Source organism: Thalassotalea litorea (assembly GCF_005843925.1).
In the GTDB taxonomy this organism is placed as follows: domain Bacteria; phylum Pseudomonadota; class Gammaproteobacteria; order Enterobacterales; family Alteromonadaceae; genus Thalassotalea_A; species Thalassotalea_A litorea_A.
Map to the genome: position 1 here is coordinate 1 of NZ_VCBC01000029.1, position 6,648 is coordinate 6,648.

Here is a 6,648-nt window from a genome sequence, read left to right on the forward strand (position 1 = left end):
AAATCACGAACTTCACCACCGTGAGTCTTAGTCAATACCGCTGAAATCGCAGCAGTTAGAGTAGTCTTACCGTGGTCAACGTGGCCGATTGTACCTACGTTAACGTGCGGTTTGGAACGTTCAAATTTTTCTTTAGCCATTTTGCTATACCTTAAAGTTTTAAACACTCGGGTGGCACCCGATACAATTGTAATATCGCTTTCACGCACTGGCTCGATGAAGCCATAAGCCTCGAACCTATTGTTCAACAGCGCAATTACACTCGAGCCATTTTTTTACGGGGCACAATTTAACAAACTCCCATTAAAATGTCTAAACTTTAGGCTTTTTTTCAATAAAATCAGCCGAAAAAACCTCTGAATATATAAATAGGGGGAATTACGCCCTGATTTTTACCCTGCAAATTGCGAAGTTGATTAATTTTTGTCAATTTTAAGATGTTTGTTGAGGGCAACTGATGTATAATCCGCGCAAAAATTTTTTAACGTAACTTTTATTTTAATAGAGTAATACAATGGCTGATTTATCAAAATACAGAAATATTGGTATTTTCGCTCACGTTGATGCGGGTAAAACCACAACAACTGAACGTATCCTAAAACTTACAGGTATGATCCACAAGATTGGTGAAGTTCACGATGGTGAATCAACTACTGACTTCATGGAACAGGAAGCTGAGCGTGGTATTACTATCCAGTCTGCTGCCGTAACATGTGAGTGGAAAAAACATCGCTTCAACGTAATCGACACTCCTGGTCACGTTGACTTTACAGTAGAAGTATACCGTTCTCTTAAAGTACTTGATGGCGGTATCGGTGTATTCTGTGGTTCTGGTGGTGTTGAACCGCAATCAGAAACAAACTGGCGTTATGCCAACGAGTCTAAAGTTGCTCGTTTGATTTTCGTAAACAAGTTAGACCGTTTAGGTGCAAACTTCTACCGCGTTAAAGATCAAGTTAAAAACGTACTTGGCGCAAACCCGCTAGTAATGACTTTACCAATTGGTGAAGAAGATGATTTCGTAGGTGTTGTAGACGTATTGTCACAAAAAGCCTATGTTTGGGATGATTCAGGCCAGCCTGAAAACTATGAAGTGCAAGACATTCCTGCAGACATGGTAGATGATGCTGCTGCGTATCGCGAAGAAATGATCGAAACAGCGCTAGAAGCCGATGACGACCTATTAATGGCGTACATGGAAGGTGAAGAGCCTACTGAAGAGCAAATCAAAGCTTGTATCCGCAAAGGTACTAACGAGTTGATGTTCTTCCCAACATACTGTGGTTCTGCATTTAAGAACAAAGGTATGCAACTTCTACTAGATGCTGTTGTTGACTATCTACCAGCTCCGACTGAAGTTAACCCACAACCGTTAACTGACGAAGAAGGTGAGCCAACTGGCGAGTACGCTATCGTTAGTGCTGATGAGCCATTCCGTGCACTTGCATTCAAAATTATGGATGACCGTTTCGGTGCTTTAACATTCGTACGTGTTTACTCTGGTCGCCTTAAGAAAGGTGATACCATATTAAACTCGTTCACTGGTAAAACCGAACGTATCGGCCGTATGGTAGAAATGCAGGCAGAAGATCGTACCGAGCTAACTGAAGCTCAAGCTGGTGACATCTTAGCCATCGTTGGTATGAAGAATGTTCAAACTGGTCACACATTATGTGACGTGAAACAACCTTGTACTCTTGAAGCTATGGTATTCCCTGAGCCGGTAATCTCAATCGCTGTTGCACCTAAAGATAAAGGTTCTACAGAGAAAATGGGTATCGCTATCGGTAAAATGGTTGCTGAAGATCCTACGTTCCAGGTTGAAACTGACGAAGATTCAGGTGAAACCATCTTACGTGGAATGGGTGAGCTGCACTTAGACATCAAAGTAGACATCCTTAAGCGTACTTATGGCGTTGATTTGCAAGTTGGTAAGCCTCAAGTTGCATACCGTGAAACAATCACTCAAGCTATCGAAGATTCTTATACTCATAAGAAACAATCTGGTGGTTCAGGTCAATTCGGTAAGATTGATTACCGCATCAAGCCAGGTGAGCCAAACTCTGGTTTCACATTCACTTCTAGCGTTGTTGGTGGTAATGTTCCGAAGGAATTCTTCCCAGCAATTGAGAAGGGTTTCAAAGGCATGATGGACGAAGGTGTTCTAGCTGGTTTCCCAGTGCTTGACGTTGAAGTTGAACTTTACGATGGTGGTTTCCACGCAGTCGATTCATCAGCAGTAGCATTCGAAATCGCAGCTAAAGGTGCTTTCCGTCAATCAATTCCGAAAGCTGGTCCTCAACTTATTGAGCCAATCATGAAGGTTGACGTATTCACTCCTGAAGATCACGTTGGTGATGTTATCGGTGATTTGAACCGTCGTCGTGGTATGATCAAAGACCAAGAAGCTGGTACTACCGGTGTACGTATCAAAGCTGACGTACCTCTTTCAGAAATGTTCGGCTATATCGGACACCTACGTACAATGACATCAGGTCGTGGTCAATTCTCTATGGAATTCAGCCACTATAACCAATGTCCAAACAACGTAGCTGAAGAAGTTATCGCTGAAGTTAAAGAGCGTAACGCTAAGAAATAAATGATTTTTAATCGTTTAACAAAAGCCCCTTTTTAGGGGCTTTTTTATTACATGGATGTAAGTATACTGCGATTGTCTGGAACAAGGAGCAGTGTATTACTTATAGGGATATAAGTATGTCGACAGTGTCCGGAACGTATCTGGCGACGACTGAAGATAAGTATACTGCGATTGTCTGGAACAAGGAGCTGTGTATTACTTATAGGGATATAAGTATGTCGACAGTGTCTGGAACGTATCTGGCGACGACTGAAGATAAGTATACTGCGATTGTCTGGAACAAGGAGCTGTGTATTACTTATAGGGATATAAGTATGTCGACAGTGTCTGGAACGTATCTGGCGACGACTGAAGATAAGTATACTGCGATTGTCTGGAATAGGGGCACACTAATCTTTGCATCACAACAAACACAGTTTAAATCAATAAATCACCACCAATAGAAAACCGGCTAACGCCACGATCGTTCCAGCAATGACTCTGAAAATTAAATGTTGATATTTTAATAGCCATTCAAACATATTTATGTGGTTTTGACGGCCTTTAATCGCATCAAATATTGCAGAGCCAATAATCAGCCATGCCATTAATTCAATAACAATCGGCGCGCGCGTGTCATCTGCCATTACCACAAGCCCCAAACCTATAATTACTCTTAACATTATGGAAATATAGTGCACACCAGGTCTACGATAATGCTTTTCTATTGCATTGGTTAACACAACAGGTTTGAGTAACCCTATGATTCCGATAACCAATGAACAGGTTGCAAAAAGAGTAATAATAAAACTCATTAATCTAATCAGCCAAATTGAGTAGAGATTGTTAGTATAAAACAAAAATTTAAACTAATTATAAAAGCTTAACAAAACAATATATTAGAGCGTCAGCTTATTTAACACTTAGGTAATAATAATGAAATAGATAGAATATCATCATTGAATAAAACCCTTTTTACTCAGGGTAAGGTTTAGAATAAAGTTTAATCGTTATTTAAACCAGACCTAATCTATCCGAACAATACAATGCTCAACTTCTTCTTTTGTACTGAAGAGCAAATCATTCAAAATTTGTCCTAAAGCAGTAAAAATATAGGATTGAGGGTGTTTTCCAAAGACTGAATAGTCGAATGGACTTTGCTTGTCTTACTCACTTGTCCTTATTTGTCGTCACATAATTGTGGCTAAAAAAATTAAATCGTTTCTTAACCGTCTTATTTTTTTATAAATGGCATGAGCCTTGCTTTACTATATTGCTACTTCATTAAAGTAAATTAACAAAAAGAAACGTCACCTTCCGTTTGTTGACAGGCACTACTTGATGTCTTGTTAATTTCATCTCTTTCTGTGTACTCAGATAGTTATGTTTACATCTAAGAAAGACCTAAGCCATTACTTGATTTAAGGCATATTTATCGCAGCTGTTCGCGAGAAATACCGAGCATGCTGTACAGCTGTCATGATAGCGCTACTGGGATTCGAAATAGCTTAATAACACGATTTGTTGTGATTTTGGTCTCGAACGGAAACGGTCGACCAACAATGGCGGGATGCTTAATAAACTCACTAACAACGGCTCTTGAAGTTGAACGTTAGGAAATTTTTCAATTAGATAAGGAATATAGAATGTCTTTAAAAACAGTAATAACTGGACTTGTATTCACAGCTTTCTCATTTATCGCATTTAACGCCAACGCTGCTTTAATGAATGTGGGTGGCGTCGAAGTGATGGTCGCTGATGTTGATGATTATGGTAAAGGTGGCGCTTCTTCCGGTACTCCACCAGAACTAGTAAGCTTTTTTAGCGGTGCAAATATCATAGACACGGAAGGCGGCCAATACGAATATAAAGTTACCTTTTTATACAAACAAGCTGTTTTCGATAATGTTTTTAATGCCCCAGATGGTCAATCAATTGGTACGGATGCTGCTGAAAATGACATGATCATGGGAACATTTAATGTGGCACCAGGTGCATTTCTCGATTTTAGTTTCGGCGCTAATTGCGATGCTTCCTTCATGAACTGTACCGAAATAAGTAATGGCAGTAACGTCGATAGCGAAACTTCAACTTCTGCTAACTTCGCGGTTTCAGAAATTGCTACTGATGGCGATGTAAGTACGTTTTATTTATTTCTGAATGACACAGGCTCAAACCCTGATGTTGATTATGATGATCTTATCGTATTTGTAGAACTCACTAAGTCAGGTCCTCCAAGTGAAGTGCCTGAGCCTTCAACTATTTTGTTATTGGCATTAGGTGCTATTGGGTTTGCAAGGTACAAAAAATAAAAAGTTAAGAATAAGCCGGGTCGCCCCGGCTTATTTTATTTAACGTGATTTTGGATCCAGAATCATGCTCATACTTTGCATGTTTGCAGGTATAACGACGACCTGACCTTCATTTTCGGCGAATCTCTTCAAAGCTTCATTAAGTTCATGTTGAAGGTACTCAGGTGTTAATGACGAGTTTATTATCGCATTTGCTTCAGCAATACCTCTGGCTCTGGCAATCTCAATTTCAGCATCTTTTCCCGCGATTTCTACTTCAACTTTCTTCGCTTCTAATGTTTTTTGCGCTTGAACGGCTTTTTGGATCGCCGCCTCGATAGTCGGATCAGTATTCAGCGCACGTATTGCGACTCTGGTGATGGTAAATACGCCAGGATCTTTGTCGTCAAGTTTCTGTTGCAATTCGTTAGAGATCCCTGCACGCAATTCATCTCGGTTTCGGTGTAAATCAAGAGAGTCAATCTTGGTAACTTCTTCATATATCACATCCCGCCCCTCACGGTATACAATCGTATAAGCTGGCAATAACGCGTCTTCTCCTTCAGAGTACGATGCCGCGTACTTGACCATTGTTTCCGCTATTTTATCCGCTTGGACTTTATAAAATATACTCACATCCAAGTCCTGAAGTCTCAGGTTATCTCGTGCTTTAGGGCGGAGATCATTAAAATCAATCGCGATCTCTTTTGCAGAAAATTCATAGGCTTTTGTGAAAATAGGTAACTTCCAGTTCAGTCCTGGTGATACTTCTTCTAACTCAACAGTACCTAAGGTTTTCTTTACAGCCACATGACCAGTATCAATGATAAACCAACTGCTAAAAACAATTACCAGTATGATCACACTAAAGATTACAGACAAGATATTTGAAAGTCTCATCAAGGTTATCTTTCTTATTAATGAGTGAATGACGTGTCGAAGTTAACACTTAGAGATTGGGTTATCGCTTTGGCAATGCCAACAAATTTCAAAAGAGTCAGCATTTAATTCTTTACAGGAAGGGCAAAGCCAATCATCTCCCGATTCTTGTTCCGACTTTTTGATTAGCGTTTCGGCTTTTACTAATTGCTCAGAATTTACTAACCATAATTCCGGCCAGGTCTCAAACACGGGCACGTCACCGCTAGCCCCTGACAGAAACTGGTTTTTAATTTGCGTTTCGATACCTTCGATAGCGAGAATATTGTGCATATGCTCAACAAAAAACAAATGAGGATTAGAATAAAGTTTATGCAAATCAATTCCTTTCAAATGCCAACGTATCTAGATTAAAGCTTTCCCAGGTTAAAATCTAGCTGATTGACGCAAACGGATTAGTAGCAGGTGATAGATATTGGAGACTGAGCAGCAACCTTCTGTTCGGCGTTTAAAGCGCTTTGTTTTTTGTAATTTTAGATTACGAAAAGGAGAATCTAGCGAAGATATGATTGTACCGGAACAATTCAATTCAAAGTGACTGTATGGCTCTAGAAAATCACCAAGTGATTTTTCAGCATTTCAGAGAAATACTGCAATTTGGGAAATTAGACCATTAGGGCTAATTTCGGCCCAAATCGTCATCACGGAACACCGCGAAGGGTTACGTACAGAAACAAAAAAGAGCGCCGAGGCGCTCTTTTTTTTAGAGTTGCTGAGTATCAGCAAAAATCATTATTCGATGATTTTTGATACAACACCAGCACCAACAGTACGGCCACCTTCGCGGATTGCGAAGCGTAAACCTTCGTCCATCGCGATTGGGTTGATAAGCTCTACAAC

General features: G+C 40.0%; 7 protein-coding genes. 2 read left to right on the forward strand and 5 right to left on the reverse strand.

Translation table 11 applies throughout. The annotated features are described in order from the left end of the window. On the reverse strand, window positions 1-140 hold a 140-nt coding region (locus tag FE810_RS16845; protein WP_246037037.1), incomplete at its 3' end, for a GTP-binding protein. 374 nt (window positions 141-514) lie between these two features. Between FE810_RS16845 and fusA the strand changes: the two genes are divergently transcribed. Continuing rightward, window positions 515-2,599, forward strand: coding sequence for an elongation factor G (gene fusA / locus FE810_RS16850; protein WP_138321818.1), 2,085 nt, complete (start codon window positions 515-517; stop codon window positions 2,597-2,599). Between the two features lie 422 nt (window positions 2,600-3,021). On the opposite strand, the gene FE810_RS16855 is transcribed toward fusA, so the two are convergent. Beyond that, on the reverse strand, window positions 3,022-3,393 hold the full coding sequence (locus FE810_RS16855) for a hypothetical protein (protein WP_138321820.1): 372 nt from the start codon (window positions 3,391-3,393) through the stop codon (window positions 3,022-3,024). An 831-nt stretch (window positions 3,394-4,224) separates the two neighbouring features. Here FE810_RS16855 and FE810_RS16860 point away from each other — a divergent pair. Continuing rightward, complete coding sequence (locus FE810_RS16860) at window positions 4,225-4,890, forward strand: PEP-CTERM sorting domain-containing protein (RefSeq protein WP_138321822.1); 666 nt, start codon at window positions 4,225-4,227, stop codon at window positions 4,888-4,890. A 39-nt stretch (window positions 4,891-4,929) separates the two neighbouring features. Here the strand turns inward: FE810_RS16860 and FE810_RS16865 are convergent, their stop codons facing one another. From FE810_RS16865 to FE810_RS16875, 3 genes are all read right to left on the reverse strand, one after another. After that, window positions 4,930-5,769, reverse strand: coding sequence for an SPFH domain-containing protein (locus FE810_RS16865; RefSeq protein WP_138321824.1), 840 nt, complete (start codon window positions 5,767-5,769; stop codon window positions 4,930-4,932). Window positions 5,770-5,811: 42 nt separating this feature from the next. Further along, window positions 5,812-6,126 (reverse strand): putative signal transducing protein, encoded by a 315-nt coding sequence (locus FE810_RS16870; protein WP_171022410.1) that lies wholly within the window; start codon window positions 6,124-6,126, stop codon window positions 5,812-5,814. A 414-nt stretch (window positions 6,127-6,540) separates the two neighbouring features. After that, window positions 6,541-6,648 (reverse strand): EF-Tu C-terminal domain-related protein (locus tag FE810_RS16875; RefSeq protein WP_212744527.1); only part of this gene is annotated, 108 nt, incomplete at its 5' end.